Here is a 17,490-nt window from a genome sequence, read left to right on the forward strand (position 1 = left end):
AACTCTCGGACTTCGTAGGTGCCTCCATCGCGCGGCCAGTCCGGTGGCGGTATCGTGAAGACCACTATGAGTGAGTCGTTCGACGATGCGCTGAGTGATCTGGAGCGCTCCGGTCGTCAGCTGGACGCCCTCAGTGTCTTCTTCGTCGATCGGTTCCCGGTCACCGGTGCCGCGGTCTCGACGGTGGGGGACGTGCTCGGGAGCGAGACGATCTCCGCGTCCGACGACGTGGCGGCACGCCTGGATGAGCTCCAGTTCGACCTCGGTGAAGGCCCGTGCTGGGAGGCCATGCGCACCTCTGCCGCTGTCCTCGAGCCCGACTTCCGGCACCGCGGCGTCTCCCGGTGGCCCGCCTTCGCCTCGGCTGTGGAGGACGGCGCGGAGGTCGCGTCGATGTTCGCCTTCCCGCTGTCGGTCGGCGAGATCAAGATGGGGGCGGTCGACCTCTACTCGACAGCACCCGTGGCGCTCACTCCGAGCGAGTGCACGCAGGCGCGCGCCATGGCGGATGTGGTGAGCCGGCATGTGCTGAGGGACGCGCTGTCGGACTTCGCGGACAACGACGCGCAGACGGGCATCTACTCTCGACGAACCGTGCACCAGGCGACCGGCATCGTTCTCGCGCAACTCGACATCGGTCCGGACGACGCGCTGCTCATGCTTCAGGCGCGGGCGTTCTCGACCGGGCAGCGCGTCATGGAGGTCGCGCAGGCGGTAGTCGACGGTACTCTCCGCTTCTCGCGCACGTCAGGCGGCATCGAGGCGGGGTCATGACCGCGCCCACGCGCGAAGCTCGGTTGCTGGAGCTCTTCGCCACCCTCGCCGACACGATGGTCGACGACTACGACGTCGTGGATCTGCTGCAGACACTCGTGGATGCGTGCCAGGAGCTGCTGGATGCGAGCGACGCCGGAATCCTTCTCGCCGACCCCTCCGGTGAACTCGAACTCGTCGCATCCACGAGCGAGGCGACCGAGCTCGTCGAGGTGATCCAGCTCGCCGCAGAGGCGGGACCCTGCATCGAGTGCTTCCTGACGGGGACAGCGGTGTCGGTTCCCGACATCGCCGCCGGTTCAGAGAAGTGGCCGGTCTTCCGCCAGGCGGCGTTGGAGAACGGCTTCGCGTCGATCGAGGCGATACCGATGCGGCTGCGGAACACGACGATCGGCACCCTCAACCTGCTCCGATCCGATACCGGGTCGCCGCCCCCTGAAGACCTCTCCGCGGCGCGAGCGTTCGCCGATGTGGCAACGATCGGGATCCTGCACGAGCGCAGCCTCCGAGAGCAGGAATCGCTGTCGTCGCAACTGCAGACCGCACTGAACAGCCGGGTGATGATCGAGCAGGCCAAGGGTGTTGTCTCGTTCACGGCGGGGGTGCCGATCCCCGATGCCTTCACGCTCATGCGCGCCTTCGCCCGTGATCGCGGCCTGCGTCTGAGCGAGGTGGCTGAACGCATCGTGCGGCGGGACATCAGGCTTGAATCACCTGAATCCTGAAAGCGCAAGGGGGGTCGACCTCGCACACGATCGGGCCTAGCGTGAAATCGCTGCCCCGGCCCCGGTAGCGGAAATGCAACCGTCGAGAGTTCCGGGAGTGATCATGAAGTCCCTCATCACCCAGGTCGGCACCTACCTGACGGGTGACGCGACCGCAGACGCGGTGCTGGAGTACTGGAAGGCCTTGGCGGAGGAGCGGCGCTCGGATGTCGTGGAGATCCCCGTCGTCGGCCCCGCGGGCGCTCGGTCGAGTGTGCGGGTGACGCTCGGTGCCATGCTGCCGATCGCGGTGGCGCACGCGGAGTTGTCGCCGCAGATCGAGGACGATGATGGCGCAGCTGAGGGGATCCGGGCCCGTGCTCTGGCGCTTGTGCCGACGGCGACCACGGCATTCGAGCCTGACGACGTCCGTGAGGTGTTCGACGCCGAATGCGACTCGGGCCCCGTCTGAGCGCCGGTCGCCGACGAGCGAGCTAGTCGCCGTCGGAGGCCCACTCCAGGCGGGACAGAGCCCCGACATCGAGCGAGTACCGCCCGTCGATCTGAATACAGGTCAACAGGGTGTGTCCGCATCCGCGACACAAGAGGATCACGCCGGCCGGATCCAGTTCTGCGACGGCGTCGCCGAGCACGGCCTTGCGATCGCAGCGCGTGCAGGTGGCCCGAGCACCGGTCATGTCCCTGCCGAACACTTCGATCAGGATCCCGCCAGCGGCGTTGCCGTCGACTCTCGTGCGATGGCCGGGGTGGGCAGCGTTCATCAGGCACCTCCGAAACGCTCGGTACGGATGCGGTCGGGCGGATGCCCCGCCGCGACGAGCAGATCGGCGACCGCCTCGACGAAGCCGGTCGGCCCGCAGACGTATACCGAGGGGCGCTGGGCGGCGGGGATGGTCGAGGCCTCGAGCGTCGCGGCATCCACCCTGCCCGCGGGGCGAGCGAAGCCGACCGGTCCCGAGCGGCTGTACGCCCAGTCGACGCTGAAGGCGTCGTCGGCGAGATCGCCCAGTTCGGCCGCGTAGAAAGCGTCGTCCGCGGAACGCACCGCGTACAGGAGCCGCATCGGTGCGGAGCTGGCCGAGCGCGCATGCTCCCGGGCCATCGCGAGGAGCGGCACTATCCCTGACCCGCCCGCGATGAGCTGAACGGGCTCGGGCTGGGCAGGGGTCCACACGAAGTAGGCGCCGATCGGACCGCGGACCTCCAGCTCGTCGCCGGGCCGGACATCCTCGACGAGATACGGAGAGACCTCGCCCTCCGGCACCTCGTCGACGGCCAGCTCGAGCACGTCACCCTCTCCGGACGATGCGAGCGAGTACGACCGCACGGCCTGATAGCCGTCCTCAGCGGTCAAACGCACATCGACGTGCTGTCCGGCGAGATTCCCCGGCCACCCGTCGACCCGGAGGGAGAGCACGCGGCCATGGGGTGTGGCTCGTCGGACCTCGATGACACTGGCGACAAGCCACAGCGACGACGAGGTCACCAGTAACGCTCCTCTTTCCACGGATCGCCGTACATGTTGTATCCGTTCTGCTCCCAGAACCCCGGTTCGTCGTTCTCGAGAAGATCCAGGCCGTGGACCCACTTCGCGGATTTCCAGAAGTAGAGGTGGGGGACGAGAAGCCGGGCGGGGCCGCCGTGCTCTGCCGCGAGCGGCTCGCCCTCGAACTCGAAAGCGATCCACGCCTTGCCGCCGGTCAGGTCGGCGCGGGGAACATTCGTCGTGTACCCGCCGTAGGAGAAGACCCGCGTGAAGTCGCCGTCTCCGGCATCCTGCAGCAGATGATCGAGCGAGACTCCGCGCCACTGCGTGCCCAGCTTCGACCACCGCGTCACGCAGTGGATGTCGGTGGTGATCGTATCGATCGGCAGTGCCTGCAGCTCATCCCACGACCAGGTGCGGCGAATGCCGTCGAGCCCGACGACCGCGAACTCCCAGGTGTCGGTCGCGACTCGGGGTGTCGGTCCGGCCGAGAGCACCGGGAAGTCCTCGGTGAGGTACTGACCCGGGGGGAGCCGGTCATCCGACTCGCGTCGCCGGGCGCCGAAGCCGCGGGAGATCACAGCCATGATCGCCTTCTTTCGTTGGTCCCACTCATTCCACCCGATTGAACGGGCGGACGCCTCCTGCAGGTGTCGAACGCGGCACGCGCGGGTCGCCCCGATTCTAGGACCGTGGGGCGCGGTGTCGCACCATTCGAGGGCGGAGAGCGCCGGACGGCGTCTCCGCCCTCGAGAGGTCAGACGACCTCGGCAGCCGCCTCGACGATGAACTGGATGACGTCCTGGGGGAGGGCGCGCATCACGAGGTGCGGTGCGTCGAGTTCGATGACGCGACGGAAGTTGCCGCGGGTGTAGCCGAAGCGCTCGACGTCCGGGTTGATGGTGTGGTCGGCAGCGGACACGATGCCGAAGGCAGGCTTGGTCTTCCATGCAGCGACCGGTGCGGCCTCGCTGAACGCAAGGGCTGCGAGGGGGCGCTGTGCCACGGCGAGGACCTCGGAGATGGCGGGGTCGATGCCGGCAGCGAAGACCTGCGGGAAAGCCTCGACCTTGACCGAGACGTCCGTGCCGTCCTCAGCGCCGGGGTTCGGGAACGGAGTGTAGACGAGGTTGGCGGCCAGCTCGGAGCCGGGGAACCCGCCCTGCAGCTGGCCGAGGCTCTCGCCTTCTTCGAGTGCGTAGCCCGAGAGGTAGACCAGCCCCACGACGTTGTCCGCAGCACCGGCGACCGTGATCACTGCGCCACCGTACGAGTGGCCGACCAGGAGGACGGACCCCTCGATCTTCTCGACGACAGAGCGGATGTACGCCGAGTCGCCGAGCAGACTGCGGTTGGGGACGGCGGGGACGACGACCTCATGGCCGAGATCGAGAAGACCGCGAGTCGCGGTACTTGCCGGGGATGTGCATGTTCCACGCCTGGAACTGGTACTGCATGGCGACCGTGATCTCGCCGTACTGGCCGCCCAGGACCTCCTGGAGCTTTCGGGCGTAGACGGCATCCGGGGCTTCGGGGATGGCGGTGAACTGAAGTTCCTGACGATGGAAGAACATGGCTGCCTTTCTGGTCGGATCGTGATGGGTGCCCATGAGACCGGTTCTCGCTGCGACGGAATAAGGGCTTCACAGACCGCCGGGCGACGGGGATAATCCGCGAACCGGGTCCGGAGAACTGAACGACTCGAGGATCGAGTTCCGCGTTTTCTGCTCATAAACGTGTTGTTCATGCTAGCTTCACTCGTAAAACAGTTGTTCTAGCCACGGAGTCACATTGCTGAGTAGTTCTGCTGTTTCCGCTGATTCCACTCAGCCCCCGGAAGCCCCCGCTTCGCCCGAGAAACTCGCACGCGACAACATGCCGCTCGCCACCTTCCTGGCTGTGGAGAAGGCGCGGTCGGCGACGCACGTCGATCTGGACGACCTTCTCTCCGCCGCCCGCCTGGGCCTCGCCCGCGCGGCCATGTCGTATGACGCCGCGCGGGGCATTCCTTTCGGTGCGTTCGCGAGCAGCCAGATCAACTGGGCGATGCTGTCGGAGATGCGCCGCGCCGACCCCGCCGGCGAGCGAGGACGCGACAAGATCGAGCGCGTGAGAGTCGCCGCCGAGACGGTGCTCGCCCGCTCCGGCCGAGCCGCGAGCACGGCGGAGCTCGCGCGGGAGTCGGGGCTCACCGCCGAGGTCGTCTCGGAGATGATGAAGCTCGACGAGATGGTGCGCACCGCGATCAGCTTCGAGGAGCACTTCGACGCCGAGACCGGCCGACAGGCGGTCGATCTCACCGACAGCGTCATCCTCCCCGAGCACGCCGTCGAGCAGTCCGAGACGCGAGCGATGATGAACCGAGTGGTCGACGCTCTGCCCACGGCGATGCAGCAGGTCGTGCGCGGCATCTATCTCGAAGACCGCATGGTGAAGGACATCGCCGAAGAGCTCGCCGTCAGTCATGCCTATGTGTCGAAGCTGCGCTCGCGTGGTCTCGAACTGATGCGCGAGGCCATGGAGGCCTGGGAGAACGGCACGACGGGTGACCGATCGACCAAGGCCAGGGCCGAGTTCTTCGAGGCGCTCTTCGGGCCCGTCCGCGCCGAGATCCGCGACCGGTCGAGCGAGCTCCTCGCCGCCGTGTGACGCGACCCGTGGACTCTTCCGGATCCGTGGTTACGCCGGCGGCCGATGTCGCGAATGTCGGTTGTGCAGGCCCACGGATGGGCCCGCGTCCAGCCCCATAACCACGGAGGAATACTCATGGGTCTTCAGATCGCAACCAACGTCGGTGCACTCAACGCGTACCGCAACCTCTCTGTCAACCAGAACGACGTCTCGAAGTCGCTCGAGAAGCTCTCGAGCGGTCTGCGCATCAACCGTGCAGCCGATGACGCCGCCGGCCTCGCCATCTCCGAGGGCCTGCGTTCGCAGGTCAACGGTCTGAACGTCGCAGCCCGCAACGCTCAGGACGGCATCTCGGTCATCCAGACCGCAGAAGGCGCGCTCACCGAGGTCCACTCGATCCTGCAGCGTGTCCGCGACCTCGCGGTCCAGGCCGGCAACGACTCGAACAACACCGAGTCGCGCGACGCCATCAAGACCGAGATCGACTCGCTGGGCGAGGAGCTCACCCGCGTCGCCGCCAGCACGAACTTCAACGGGATCAAGCTGCTCGACAGCGCGAACACCCTGACGTTCCAGGTCGGCGCAGGCTCCGAGGCTGCCGAGGACCAGATCGGCGTCACGCTGACCGACTTCTCGGGCCTGGGCGCCACGATCGGCGCTCTGACGGTCGACACCGCGGCCAACGCACTCACCTCGATCGGCGCGATCGATGACGAGATCACGGCCGTCTCGACCGCTCGTGCGGGTCTCGGTGCGGTGCAGAACCGCTTCGAGTCGACGATCAACTCGCTGCAGGTCTCGGCCGAGAACCTCGCCGCAGCGAAGAGCCGCATCGCGGACACCGACATGGCCGCCGAGATGGTCAAGTACACCGCCTCGAACATCCTGCAGCAGGCCGGCACCGCCATGCTCGCTCAGGCGAACCAGTCGGGCCAGGGCGTCCTGCAGCTTCTCCGTTGAGTCGCTGCGCCTGAGGCGCACAGGGCGCCCGGGCGGAGTCACCTCCGCCCGGGCGCCTTCCTGTAGGACACCCTTGACCGCAACGCACGGAAGACGACCGGGATGAAACTCGACGGACTGGTATCAGGGCTCAAGACCGAAGAGCTCATCAAGGCGCTCATGGACGTCTCGGCGATCCCGAAGACGCTCATCACGAACAAGATCACCGACCGCAACTCGGTCATCACCAACCTGCAGTCGCTGAACAAGACGCTGCAGGAGCTCGTCGACAAGGCCAAGACCGCCGCGGGTCCCAGCTCTCTGGCATCCTTCACCGCGTCCTCGTCGTCCGAGACGGTCACGATCACCGCCGGCAGCAAGGCGACCGCATTCTCGACCGCCATCGTGGTGGATGCCGTCGCCACAGCGCACTCCGTCGTCACCGCTGCCGCAGGAGGAACAGCGTGGGGCGGCACCTTCACCCTCGTGGGATCCGACGGCGAAGCCGTCGAGGTCACTCCGCTGGGCACCGGTCCGCAGGACCTCGCGAAGGCGATCAACGCGTCGAAGGCCGGTGTGAGCGCGACCGTCGTGCCCGCGGGAACGGATGCCGACGGCAAGCCGCTCTCGCGCATCCAGCTCACCTCCGCCGAGACGGGCGCGGCTGGTGCCTTCACCCTGAACCGCGGAACCGCGGCGGAGGTCACCGCCGGAACCGCGGTCGATCTCGGTGCCGCCCCCGGCGCCGCACTGCTCACCCAGGGCGCGGATGCCCGCATCCGCCTCTTCGCCGGCACCGACGCCGAGCAGACCCTGAACAGCGCGAGCAACACCATCACCGTCGGAGAGGGCATCGAGGTCACCGTCACGAAGGCCAGTGCCGACCCCGTCACCGTGACCGTCGCACGCGATGCGAAGAAGCAGAGCTCGACGGCGGAGGCGTTCGTCAAGGAGATCGCCGCGCTGCTGGTGCGCATCGACAACGGCTCGAAGGCGACCATCGGCGAGGTCGGCGAGACCACGACCCTCGGCGTCTTCACCGGCGACAGCACGGTGCGAAACCTCCGCGGCGCGCTGGCGACCGCCGTGCAACATCCGATCGACGGCATCTCGCCCTCGACGATCGGCATCACCGTCAGCGACAAGGGCGTGCTCTCGTTCGACGCCGAGAAGTTCGCCGCAGCTCTCGCAGAAGACCCGGAGGGCACGCAGGAGCTGTTCTCGGCGGTCTCGGCGCGGGTGCAGGACGTGACGACCCAGTACTCCGACAAGTACGACGGCCTCCTGACCAAGCGCATCACCGGCCAGGAGGACGAGGTCAAGACGCTCAAGACCCAGGTCGAGCGCTGGGACATCCGGCTCGAACAGCGCCGCGCCACCCTCGAACGCACGTACGCGCAGCTCGAGGTGCAGCTCTCGAAGCTGCAGTCGCAATCGTCGTGGCTGACCAGCCAGCTCGCCGGACTCACCCCGTCGGATTCCTGACCTCGTCCTCGTGACATCGCATCGCATCGGAGCACGTACTCATGGCACTCACCTCACTCGACCGGGCCAAGCAGCAGTATCTGGAGCAGCAGGTGGCCTCCGCCACGCCTGAGCGCCTTCTCGTGTTGCTCTACGACCGCCTCCTGGTCGACATCGAGCGCGCGGACGCCTGCCAGGAAGCGGGGGATTGGGCGGCTGCGGGGAACCACCTCGTGCACGCGCAGCAGATCGTCGCCGAGCTCAACGGCTCGCTCACCGATGAGTGGGACGGCTCCGCAGAGCTGCACGGCGTGTACACCTACCTCACGGGACGCCTGATCTCCGCCAACATCGCTCGAGACCGCGCGGCCACCGCGGAATGCCGAGCTCTCGTCGTGCCGCTCCGCGAAGCGTGGCATGCGGCGGCTGCGGCGGTCTCGTCGACCGCGCAGACCCCCATCACGGCCCTGGCCTGAGCGACCGTGCCCGACACTCTCTCGGCCTGGCTGACGGTGCTCGACCAGTTCGAGCGCGCCCTCGACGCCGCCGACGAGCACCTCGACGAGCAGTCCTTCGAGGCGCCGGACGGCCCCGTCCCCGAGGAGCTGCGCGAGCGTGCCGAAGCCGTGCTCGCGCGGCAGCAGCTCATGATCGGCGGACTCGTCACATCGCGCGCCAATGTGGCTCGCGAGATCGCCGCACTGCGGCGCGTGCCGACCTCCACCCAGAATGTGCCGGCATATCTCGACGTCGAGGGTTGAGCACAGCGGTTACATGGATGCCCGGGTGTCGCGATAGTCGGCACAGAGCACGGATCGCTCGACGATTGGCCAGGGATCGGCCTCTCCACCAACATCCCGGAGTGCCCCCGTGCTCGAATCCGTCACGTCCTCTGCGCTCATCAGCGCGCTCGACGGGCTGGCCCTGCGCCAACGCTCGATCGCCGAGAACATCGCCAACGTCAACACGCCGGGCTACCAGGCCCAGCGCGTGCGGTTCGAGGATGAACTCCGTTCTGCCGTCCAGGGCGGCTCGGGAAGCGTCGCCGCGACGGTCGAGCGGTCGCTCGAGCCGACGAGGCTGAACGGCAACAACGTCAACCTCGACACCGAGACGCTCTCGAACATCGACACCGTGCTGCGTTTCCAGTTCGCGAGTCAGGCGATCGGCGGTCAGGCGGCCTCGATCACCAAGGCGATCGGGCAGGCCTCCGCATGACCTTCGACGCGATCGGCATCGCCGGCACCGGCCTGACCGCGCACCGCAAGTGGCTCGACGCGCTCAGCGACAACATCGCCAACGTGAACACCGCGACACCCGCAGGCCAGGAGGCGTTCCGGGAGAAGTTCGTGACCGTGCAGGCCGGCACCGACAGCCCCGGCGTGTACGTCGCCGGCGTCGTCGAATCCGAGGCCGACGCGAAGCTCGTGTACGACCCCGAGCACCCCTACGCGAACGAGGACGGCTACGTGCAGTACCCGAACGTCGAGCTCGGCGACCAGATGAGCATGCTGATCCTCGCCCAGCGCGGATACGAGGCGAACGCCGCTGTCGTCGACCGGGCGAAGACGACCTACGAGGCAGCGCTGCAGATCGGCCGCAACTGATGTCGGGCATCGAGGCCATCGGCGCCTCCGGTGTCGCGCCGCTCTCGGCGCTCAGCTTCGAGACGGGCGCGGACGCGACCAGCGCTCCTGCCTCCGGCAACGCCTTCGCCACGACGCTCTCGGGGGCGATGGAGAACTTGCAGCAGCTGCAGTCGACGTCGAACGAGCTCGCCGTGCAGGCGGTCACGGGAGACCTGCAGGACATCCATCAGGCGATGATCGCGTCGACGCGCGCCTCGGTGACGCTCGACCTGGTGGTGGCCGTGCGTGACCGCAGCGTCTCGGCGTTCAACGAGATCATGAGGATGCAGGCCTGACGATGCCCAAGATGCTCACGACCTACTACGACCGCGCCAAGCAGGTCGTCTCAGGATTCTCCCTCGCACAGCGCACGATCGCCATCATCGGTGTCGCGCTGCTCGTGATGGGCGCCATCGCCCTCGGCGCGTGGCTCACCAAGCCGCAGATGAGCCCGCTCTTCACCGGCCTGAGCGCCGGCGACGCGTCGGCCGTCGTCGAGCAGCTGAAGTCGGCTGGCGTGAGCTACGAGCTCGCCGAGGGAGGCGCGACGATCCTCGTGCCCGACGACCAGGTCTATCCGCAGCGTCTCGCGGCGGCATCCGCCGGGCTGCCCGGCGACACCAGCGAGGGCTACACCCTGCTCGACGAGATGGGTGTGACGGCGAGTGAATTCCAGCAGTCGGTGACCTACAAGCGTGCCATCGAGGGCGAGCTGGCCAGCACGATCGGCGCGATGGAGGGCATCTCGACGGCGTCGGTGCAGCTGGCGATCCCGGAGGAGAGCGTCTTCGTCTCGGAGCAGCAGAGCCCGACCGCATCCGTGTTCGTGAAGACCCGCAACGGCTCAGGGCTCAGCGACGAGAAGATCGAGGCGATCGTGCACCTCACGAGCGCCGCCGTGCCGGGGATGACGCCGGAGGACGTCGCGGTGACCGATCAGGACGGCCGCGTGCTCTCGGCGGTCGGCACCGGGCTCACCGGGAACTCCTCGAAGCAGGCGACGGAGCATGAGGCCAAGGTCGCGGCATCCGTCAGCAAGATGCTCGAGACGATCGTCGGGCCCGGCAACGCGACGGTGACGGTATCGGCCGATGTCGCGAACTCCACATCCGAGCGCATGGACGAGACGTACTCGGCCCCCGAGGGCGAGCTGAGCGCATCGGAGCAGACCAAGACCGAGACGTACAACGGCGGCGAGGGCGGAGGTGCCGGCGTGCTCGGCCCTGACAACATCGCGGTTCCCAACAGCGCCGAGGGGACCGGCGCCTATGAGTTCGAGGAGACCTCTCGCAACAACGCCGTCAACAAGTCGACGGAGAAGACCATCACCCCCGCCGGAGAGGTGACGCGGCAGACCGTCAGCATCGCGCTCAACCGAGGGACGGTCACCGGAGTGACGGCGAACCAGATCGAATCGCTCGTGGCATCTGCGGCCGGGATCGATGTCGAGCGCGGCGACGAGATCGCCGTCGAGTTCGTCGAGTTCAACCAGGTGGGTGCGACGGCGGCGCAGACAGCGCTGCAGGCGGCGGAGGCAGAGCGCGACGCGCAGTTCCAGCAGGAGCTGCTGCGCTCTGCGATCATCGGCGGCGCGATCCTGCTCGCGGCGATCATCCTGATCGTCTTCCTCATCGTGCGCCGCAAGATGAAGCGTCGGGTGATGTACACCGAAGACGGACCGATCGAGTACTTCGCGACGGTCACCGAGAGCGAGGAGCAGAAGCTCCGCTCGCTCAGAGGGCTGAAGGAGGCCGAGGCGATCATCGCCCCGGCGCCGACCAAGCTGCTGCCGTCCGCGTCGGCCGATCTCGACGATGAGCCCGAGCCCGACAAGGTGCTGGTCGAGCGCCGTCGCCGGGAGATCGACGACCTCGCCAAGCGCGAACCCGACACGATCGCCAGCGCACTGGCCGACCTGATGGATGAGGCGACGGTATGAGCGCGCTGACCGAGCTGCTGGACGCGCAGGCCGACACGGTCGAGGTGTCGGCCGTCGAGGCGCCGGCGCCCGTGGCTGCGCCGGAGATGAGCGGACTGCGCAAGGCCGCGATCGTGCTGATGAACATGGATCGCGCCGCCAGCGCCGAAGTGCTCCGCCACCTCGGCGAGGAGCGGTCCGAGATGCTCGCCGCCGAGCTGACACAGCTCGGGGGAGTGGACGTGGCCTCGACGGCCCGTGCTCTCGGCGAGTTCCGGCGCATCGCCACCGGCGGCTCGGTGCCGTCGCGCGGCGGACAGGAGCTCGCCACCGGACTGCTCGAGACGGCATTCGGCCGCGAGAAGGCGGTCGGGATGGTCGGTCGAGTCATGTCGCAGGGGTCGGTCTCGTTCGACTTCCTCAACGCGGCGGACCCGGCCCAGCTCGCCACGATCATCGAGGGTGAGCTTCCGACCACCGTCGCCGTCGTACTGGCCAATCTCAGAGCCGATCGTGCGGCGGCGGTTCTCGCCGCCCTGCAGGATCCCCTGCGCACGGACGTCGCTCAGGCGATCGCGACGATGGGCACCGCCACGCAGGAGGCGATCTCGATCGTGGCCGACTCGCTGCGCTCGCGCACCGGCGTCTTCGCGATGCGCGACAACCATGAGTCCATCGGAGGCGTGCAGCCTCTCGTCGAGATCATCAACCGCTCGGACACCGCGCTCGAGAAGTCGCTCCTCGCAAGCCTCGAAGGCCGTGATCTCGCCCTGGCCGAGGACATCCGCAGCCGCATGGTCACGTTCGCCGACATCGCGCGCCTCGAGGATCGCGACGTCCAGCGGGTGATGCGCGGTATCGACCTGCGCATGCTCGCCCTCGCGCTGAAGGGCGCGGACGACCAGATCACCGACAAGGTGAAGAGCAACATGACGGAGCGCAACCAGGAGAACCTCGCTGAGGAGACCCGAGTCCTCGGTCCCGTGCGCATGCGTCAGGTCGATGAGGCCAGAGCCGAGATCGTGCGCATCATCCGCGACCTGGAAGCCGCGGAGGAGATCACGATCTCGCGCGAAGACGAGGATGAGCTCATCGAGTGATCCCTCTGACGGCAGGTGAGTCGGCCGATCCGGTTACGGACGCAGCCGGGTGTCGCGATAGTGGGTCTGGAGCACGGATCGCTCGACCTACGGGCCACGGACAGGCCTCGCCCTTCGATTCCGAGGTGTCCGCCGTGCTCGATTCCGCCTTCACGCCACTGGTCGTGCCGCGCGTCGGCGAGACGCCCATGGACCTCCGCGGCGAGGCCGACAGGGCCCGCACCCGTGGCTATGCCGACGGCTTCGCCGAGGGCCGCAGGCTCGCCCTCGACGAGGGAGAGGTGCAGCACGCCGCGCAGCAGCAGCGGATGCACGAACTCCAGGAGCTGTACCTGCATGAGCGCGGCTCGGGTCTGCGCGCGTTGGAGAGCGCGCACGCGGCCCTCGACCGCCGCATCGACGAGCTGAGCATGCTCGCCGCCGATCGCATCGAAGAGCTCGCCGTCGCCCTCGCCACCACGATCCTCGGAGCAGAGCTGTCGGATCCGGCACGTTCGGCGGCGCATGCGCTGCGCCGGGCGCTCACGGAGATGCCGGCGGAGCGCTGGACAGGGGTCGCCTTCAGCGAGCAGGACGTCGCAGTCCTGCAGGACGAGATGTCGTCGATCGACGCGTTGCGCGGCATCCGGATCTCCGCCTCTCCGGCCGTGGACAACGGCGGCGCCATCGTCGAGATCGAGAACGGGGCCGTCGACACGCGCATCACGTCGGCGCTCGCCCGCGCGGCCGCAGCACTCGACGGCGACGAACAGGATGCCGAGGTGATCGTGTGATCACCGCGACGCGGTCGTGGAACCGTGCGCTCCTGGCAGCGCGCCCGGAGCGCTCAGGAACCGTGAAAGCCGTGCGAGGGCTCGGCGTCGAGGTGCTGGGCATCGACGGCGCGGTCGGCGACCGCATCCGCATCGACGCGACCGACGGCCGTGTGGTGGATGCCGAGATCGTCGCCGTCGACGGAGCCGCCGCCCGCTGCATGCCGCTGGGCAGGCTCGACGGGATCACCGCCCGTGCCCGGGTGCGGCACGGAGGAGCGCCGCTGCAGGTGCCGACCGGACGAGCGCTGCTCGGACGCGTCCTCGACGGACTCGGGCGACCGATCGACGGCAAGGGGACGCTCGACCGGGGTGTCGCTCCCGTCTCGCTCGACCACGATGCGCCGAGCGTCATGGATCGCCAGCGCATCGATCGTCAGCTCGGCCTCGGCGTCCGCGTGCTCGACACGATGACGCCGGTGGGTTCGGGGCAACGTCTCGGGCTCTTCGCCGGCTCCGGCGTCGGCAAGTCGTCGCTGATGTCAATGATCGCCCGTGGCTCCACTGCCGATGTGAACGTCATCGCCCTCGTCGGGGAGCGCGGTCGCGAGGTGCGCGAGTTCCTCGAGGACGACCTGGGCCCCGAGGGTCTGGCGCGGTCGGTGGTGGTCGTCGCGACCTCGGATCAGCCCGCGATGGCGCGCCTGCGCTCGGCATTCGTCGCGACCAGGATCGCCGAGGCGTTCCGCGACGACGGCCTCGACGTGGTGCTGATGATGGACTCCCTCACGCGCGTCGCCATGGCGCAGCGCGAGATCGGGCTCAGCGCCGGCGAACCGCCCGCCACCCGCGGGTATCCGCCGTCGACGTTCTCGGTGCTGGCCCGCCTGCTCGAGCGCGCAGGAACCGGACCCGTCGGATCGATCACCGGCCTGTACACGGTGCTCGTCGACGGCGACGACCACAACGAGCCGATCGCGGACGCCGCGAGAGGAATCCTCGACGGCCATGTGGTGCTCGACCGCGCGCTGGCGATCCGCGGACACTTCCCCGCGATCGACGTGCTCGGCTCGGTGTCTCGCGTCGTGTCGAAGATCACCACTCCTGAGCAGCGTCAGGACGCGGTGATGCTGCGCAGCGTCCTGGCGGCTCGTCGCAGCGCGAACGACCTCATCGAGATCGGCGCCTACCGCCAGGGAGCGAACCCGATGGTCGACGCCGCCCTCGCGCACGAAGGCGCGATCTCGCGCTTCCTCACCCAGCGGATGGACGATCTTGCGGCATCCGACGACTCCTGGCAGCGGCTCGCCGCCCTCACCACCGACTTCGGAGGACTCACCCCATGACCTTCCCACTGGCTGGCCTGCTGCGCGTGCGCGGCGCCCAGGAGCGTGTCGCCGCCGAGCAGCTGTCGCGTGCGAGCGCGGAACGGGCGCAGGCCGAGCTCGACGAGCAGACCGCGATCTCGAGCCTCGCCGACATCAGCGCGCAGATCGACGATCCACGAGCGCTGATGGCCATGGCCGCCGCTCGCGCCGCGGGACGCAGCACGCTCAGCGATCTGCAGGCGCTCGTCGAGATGAGGCGCGGCACGGAGTCGGAGGCGAAGTCGGCCCACGTCGAAGCGCGGCGCGACCTGAAGGGACTCGAGCGGCTCGAGAGCACCCACCGCGTGGAGGCGACCAAGGCCGAGCTCGCCGCGGAGCAGTCGGCGCTCGATGAGATCGCTGTGGTCCGCACCGCGCGACGTGAGGGGAGCGCCGCATGACCGGGCTCGCGGCGGTGATCGCCCGCGTCGACGCGATCGAGACGCAGATCGTGTCGCTGGATCCGGCAGGCCGCGCGGCGGCGGCGTCGGCTGCAGCGACCGCGACCGCGGCGACCGCCGAGACATCGGCGGCGAGCGCGACGACGTTCGCTGGAGTCCTCGAAGCGGCGAAGGCGGCGTCGACCCCGGAAGCACCCGCTGCCGGCCAGACCCCCCAGACTGCGGCGGTAGCCGGCACGGGAGCGGGCGGCGACGCGAGCGCTGAGGTCATCTCGGCGCTGCAGACGCTGTTCTCGGCCAATGCCACCGGCGCAGACGGCTCGACGGCGTCGATGCAGAAGATCATCGAGATGCTCCGATGACCGCCGTGGGGCTGCTCGCGACGGTGGCGGGTTCAGGAACCGGCGAAACGGAGACAGGTGGACGATCTTCGGCCGTTTCGGGCTCTCTGTTCGGCGACGCGCTGATCGCCGCTGGACGGGTGCTCGACGGTGCGACGGATCAGGACGCAACGACGCTCACGCCGGACGGACAGGACGCGCCGACTGCCGAGGAAACTGCGGCATCCGACGACGCGAGCGGGGCAGAGGCGCCGATCGCGACCATGATGCACCTCACCGCGCAGTTCGCTCCGGCCGCGGCTGCGGCGGCCCCTGGATCCACGTCGACGCCTGCGCAGAGGACGCCGGATGCGACGACGCTCGATGGGACGACGCTCGTGCAGACGGCGCCGGAGGCGTCGGAGGCAGCGGGGAGCGCCCGCAGCGCTCTCCCCGCTCCCGCCGCAACGTCGGGTGAGGCCCGCCCTGCCGAGCTCCCCACAGGCCCGGCCGCGGCAGCCGTCGAGACGGGCTCGACGGTGACCTCCCCGCCTCTCGGCGTGTCGGCGCCGGAACGGACTCCTGCGCCCGAGATCTCATCGGCATCGGCATCGGCATCGGCATCGGCATCGGCATCGGCGTCGGCGAGCGGCGCTGACGGGGCGCCTCCTGTGGCCGGCGCCCGAGTACGCCCGGAGACCCTGTCGAGCGATGCTCCCCGTGACGCTCCGGTGACGGGTGAGCAGGACCCGGCGGAGGGGGACGCCGACCCGGCGACATCCTCCGCTGCCGCTGCCGCTGCGGCTCCGCGGTCCGAGTCCCCGCGGAACGCGGCACCGTCGACTCCGATCCCGACCACCGTCGGCGTCTCCGCTGCGTCCGTGATGGGCGGCCACGCAGAGCCGCTGCCGGCGAGCGACTCCGTCGACCCACTGCCGGGTCCGCAGCCCGGGTCGCCTTCTATGACTCTCGCTCCGGTCGCATCTCCGGCCGCGGCGACGGCCATGCCCGTGTCCTCGCCCGAAGCGGCCGCGTCGACCAACCGGGCCGTCGCCGCGCAGGTCGCACCCGTGGTGGTGAGCGTCGCGCAGCGCCCGATGGGCACCCATCAGCTCACGATGACGGTGAACCCGGACAGCCTCGGCCCCGTCACCGTGCGCGCGCACATCAGCGCGGCGGGCGAGGTGCAGGTCGAGCTCAGCGGCGCCACCGATGCAGGGCGCGACGCGCTGCGGACCATGCTCGTCGACCTTCGCCGTGATCTCGCCGCGGTGATGCCGCACGCGACTCTCAACGTCTCCCACGGGGCATCGGCGGACACAGCCGGGGACCGCGGCCAGCAGGGCGCGGGCGATGCGTCACCGGAGCAGGGCTCCGGTGACCGCGACGCGCAGCGCGGACGCTCCGACCAGCGCCGCGGGGCCGAGCAGAGCCCCGATCTTTCCCGCATCATCCCGACGACGTCCTCTGCCGCATCCGGTGCAGGGCTCGACATCTTCGCCTGAGAGGACGACCGAATGACTGTCGACGCAGTGACCGCACCGAGCTCCATCCACACGGGAGGGACGACCGATCCCGCAGCCCGCAAGCAGGTGCTCGACGGCGAGGTGTTCCTCAAGCTGCTGGTGACGCAACTGACCCATCAGGACCCCTCGAGCCCGATGGACACGAACGAGATGATCTCGCAGACGACCCAGCTCGCGATGATGGAGCAGCTCACCACGCTCGCCGACAACGGCGCCGAGGCCTTCGCCCTGAACATGCGTCAGGCGGCGAGCGCCCTGATCGGTCAGGAGGCGAGCTACAAGGACGCCGACGGCAAGACCGTCTCGGGCATCGTGACCAAGGTCTCGTTCGACGGACCGATCCCGCAGGTGACCATCGGCGACAAGACGGTCGCGCTCGACGTCATCACCGGAGTCGCGACCGCACCGACCACCCCCGCACCGACCACCCCCGCACCTGTCTCTGAGACACATATGACG

At 68.8% G+C, this 17,490-nt stretch carries 22 protein-coding genes and 2 pseudogenes; 19 read left to right on the forward strand and 5 right to left on the reverse strand.

What is annotated here, in order from left to right; genetic code table 11:
* The first annotated feature begins 66 nt into the window (after nucleotides 1-66).
* From LQZ85_RS08160 to LQZ85_RS08170, 3 genes are all read left to right on the forward strand, one after another.
* Complete coding sequence (locus LQZ85_RS08160; RefSeq protein WP_056278847.1) at nucleotides 67-774, forward strand: GAF and ANTAR domain-containing protein; 708 nt, start codon at nucleotides 67-69, stop codon at nucleotides 772-774.
* Nucleotides 771-1,499, forward strand: coding sequence for a GAF and ANTAR domain-containing protein (locus tag LQZ85_RS08165; RefSeq protein WP_056278846.1), 729 nt, complete (start codon nucleotides 771-773; stop codon nucleotides 1,497-1,499). The genes LQZ85_RS08160 and LQZ85_RS08165 overlap by 4 nt, the downstream gene beginning before the upstream one ends.
* Before the next feature lie 103 nt (nucleotides 1,500-1,602).
* On the forward strand, nucleotides 1,603-1,950 hold the full coding sequence (locus LQZ85_RS08170) for a hypothetical protein (RefSeq protein ID WP_230100766.1): 348 nt from the start codon (nucleotides 1,603-1,605) through the stop codon (nucleotides 1,948-1,950).
* 22 nt (nucleotides 1,951-1,972) lie between these two features.
* Here LQZ85_RS08170 and LQZ85_RS08175 read toward each other — a convergent pair whose 3' ends face one another.
* The 5 genes and pseudogenes from LQZ85_RS08175 to LQZ85_RS08195 form a co-directional block, all read right to left on the reverse strand.
* Nucleotides 1,973-2,260, reverse strand: a complete 288-nt coding sequence (locus tag LQZ85_RS08175) for a DUF6510 family protein (RefSeq protein ID WP_056278844.1) — start codon at nucleotides 2,258-2,260, stop codon at nucleotides 1,973-1,975.
* The gene (locus LQZ85_RS08180) at nucleotides 2,260-2,985 is read right to left on the reverse strand and encodes a ferredoxin reductase (RefSeq protein ID WP_355706054.1); all 726 of its coding nucleotides are present in this window, start codon (nucleotides 2,983-2,985) and stop codon (nucleotides 2,260-2,262) included. Before LQZ85_RS08180 ends, LQZ85_RS08175 begins: the two co-directional genes overlap by 1 nt.
* Nucleotides 2,982-3,572, reverse strand: a complete 591-nt coding sequence (locus LQZ85_RS08185) for a sulfite oxidase-like oxidoreductase (protein WP_053096353.1) — start codon at nucleotides 3,570-3,572, stop codon at nucleotides 2,982-2,984. Before LQZ85_RS08185 ends, LQZ85_RS08180 begins: the two co-directional genes overlap by 4 nt.
* A 170-nt stretch (nucleotides 3,573-3,742) precedes the next feature.
* Nucleotides 3,743-4,345: pseudogene (locus LQZ85_RS08190) on the reverse strand (alpha/beta hydrolase); the annotation flags it as partial.
* A gap of 43 nt (nucleotides 4,346-4,388) precedes the next feature.
* Nucleotides 4,389-4,559 (reverse strand): annotated as a pseudogene (locus LQZ85_RS08195) (manganese catalase family protein); the annotation flags it as partial.
* 217 nt (nucleotides 4,560-4,776) lie between these two features.
* Between LQZ85_RS08195 and LQZ85_RS08200 the strand changes: the two are divergent.
* The 16 genes from LQZ85_RS08200 to LQZ85_RS08275 all read left to right on the forward strand — a co-directional run.
* Nucleotides 4,777-5,634: a sigma-70 family RNA polymerase sigma factor gene (locus tag LQZ85_RS08200; protein ID WP_290368294.1), complete on the forward strand. Its 858-nt coding sequence runs from the start codon at nucleotides 4,777-4,779 to the stop codon at nucleotides 5,632-5,634.
* A 117-nt stretch (nucleotides 5,635-5,751) separates the two neighbouring features.
* Complete coding sequence (locus tag LQZ85_RS08205; RefSeq protein ID WP_053096345.1) at nucleotides 5,752-6,576, forward strand: flagellin; 825 nt, start codon at nucleotides 5,752-5,754, stop codon at nucleotides 6,574-6,576.
* 102 nt (nucleotides 6,577-6,678) lie between these two features.
* Nucleotides 6,679-8,040 carry a flagellar filament capping protein FliD gene (gene fliD, locus LQZ85_RS08210; RefSeq protein ID WP_056278841.1) on the forward strand — a complete coding sequence of 454 codons (1,362 nt, stop codon included), beginning with the start codon at nucleotides 6,679-6,681 and terminating at the stop codon, nucleotides 8,038-8,040.
* Nucleotides 8,041-8,081: 41 nt separating this feature from the next.
* A complete protein-coding gene (gene fliS, locus LQZ85_RS08215; protein WP_230100768.1) occupies nucleotides 8,082-8,495 on the forward strand; it encodes a flagellar export chaperone FliS in 414 nt (137 codons plus the stop codon).
* A gap of 6 nt (nucleotides 8,496-8,501) precedes the next feature.
* Nucleotides 8,502-8,780, forward strand: coding sequence for a hypothetical protein (locus LQZ85_RS08220; protein WP_056278839.1), 279 nt, complete (start codon nucleotides 8,502-8,504; stop codon nucleotides 8,778-8,780).
* Nucleotides 8,781-8,889: 109 nt separating this feature from the next.
* Entirely contained in the window at nucleotides 8,890-9,237 is a 348-nt protein-coding gene (gene flgB, locus LQZ85_RS08225; protein WP_053096341.1) for a flagellar basal body rod protein FlgB, read from the forward strand.
* Nucleotides 9,234-9,626, forward strand: coding sequence for a flagellar basal body rod protein FlgC (gene flgC, locus LQZ85_RS08230; RefSeq protein ID WP_053096340.1), 393 nt, complete (start codon nucleotides 9,234-9,236; stop codon nucleotides 9,624-9,626). Before flgB ends, flgC begins: the two co-directional genes overlap by 4 nt.
* Nucleotides 9,626-9,943, forward strand: a complete 318-nt coding sequence (gene fliE, locus LQZ85_RS08235) for a flagellar hook-basal body complex protein FliE (protein WP_230100769.1) — start codon at nucleotides 9,626-9,628, stop codon at nucleotides 9,941-9,943. The genes flgC and fliE overlap by 1 nt, the downstream gene beginning before the upstream one ends.
* 2 nt (nucleotides 9,944-9,945) lie before the next feature.
* On the forward strand, nucleotides 9,946-11,586 hold the full coding sequence (gene fliF / locus LQZ85_RS08240) for a flagellar basal-body MS-ring/collar protein FliF (protein ID WP_230100770.1): 1,641 nt from the start codon (nucleotides 9,946-9,948) through the stop codon (nucleotides 11,584-11,586).
* Nucleotides 11,583-12,665, forward strand: coding sequence for a flagellar motor switch protein FliG (gene fliG, locus LQZ85_RS08245; protein ID WP_230100771.1), 1,083 nt, complete (start codon nucleotides 11,583-11,585; stop codon nucleotides 12,663-12,665). Before fliF ends, fliG begins: the two co-directional genes overlap by 4 nt.
* A gap of 134 nt (nucleotides 12,666-12,799) precedes the next feature.
* Nucleotides 12,800-13,438 (forward strand): FliH/SctL family protein, encoded by a 639-nt coding sequence (locus LQZ85_RS08250; protein ID WP_230100772.1) that lies wholly within the window; start codon nucleotides 12,800-12,802, stop codon nucleotides 13,436-13,438.
* Nucleotides 13,435-14,763 carry a FliI/YscN family ATPase gene (locus LQZ85_RS08255; RefSeq protein ID WP_230100773.1) on the forward strand — a complete coding sequence of 443 codons (1,329 nt, stop codon included), beginning with the start codon at nucleotides 13,435-13,437 and terminating at the stop codon, nucleotides 14,761-14,763. Before LQZ85_RS08250 ends, LQZ85_RS08255 begins: the two co-directional genes overlap by 4 nt.
* Entirely contained in the window at nucleotides 14,760-15,185 is a 426-nt protein-coding gene (locus tag LQZ85_RS08260; RefSeq protein WP_072591340.1) for a hypothetical protein, read from the forward strand. Before LQZ85_RS08255 ends, LQZ85_RS08260 begins: the two co-directional genes overlap by 4 nt.
* Nucleotides 15,182-15,547, forward strand: a complete 366-nt coding sequence (locus LQZ85_RS08265) for a hypothetical protein (protein WP_230100774.1) — start codon at nucleotides 15,182-15,184, stop codon at nucleotides 15,545-15,547. Before LQZ85_RS08260 ends, LQZ85_RS08265 begins: the two co-directional genes overlap by 4 nt.
* A complete protein-coding gene (locus LQZ85_RS08270; RefSeq protein WP_230100775.1) occupies nucleotides 15,544-17,010 on the forward strand; it encodes a hypothetical protein in 1,467 nt (488 codons plus the stop codon). Before LQZ85_RS08265 ends, LQZ85_RS08270 begins: the two co-directional genes overlap by 4 nt.
* Before the next feature lie 12 nt (nucleotides 17,011-17,022).
* On the forward strand, nucleotides 17,023-17,490 hold a 468-nt coding region (locus LQZ85_RS08275), incomplete at its 3' end, for a flagellar hook capping FlgD N-terminal domain-containing protein (protein ID WP_290368295.1).

The organism is Microbacterium sp. Bi98, assembly GCF_918698045.1.
Taxonomy (GTDB): domain Bacteria; phylum Actinomycetota; class Actinomycetes; order Actinomycetales; family Microbacteriaceae; genus Microbacterium.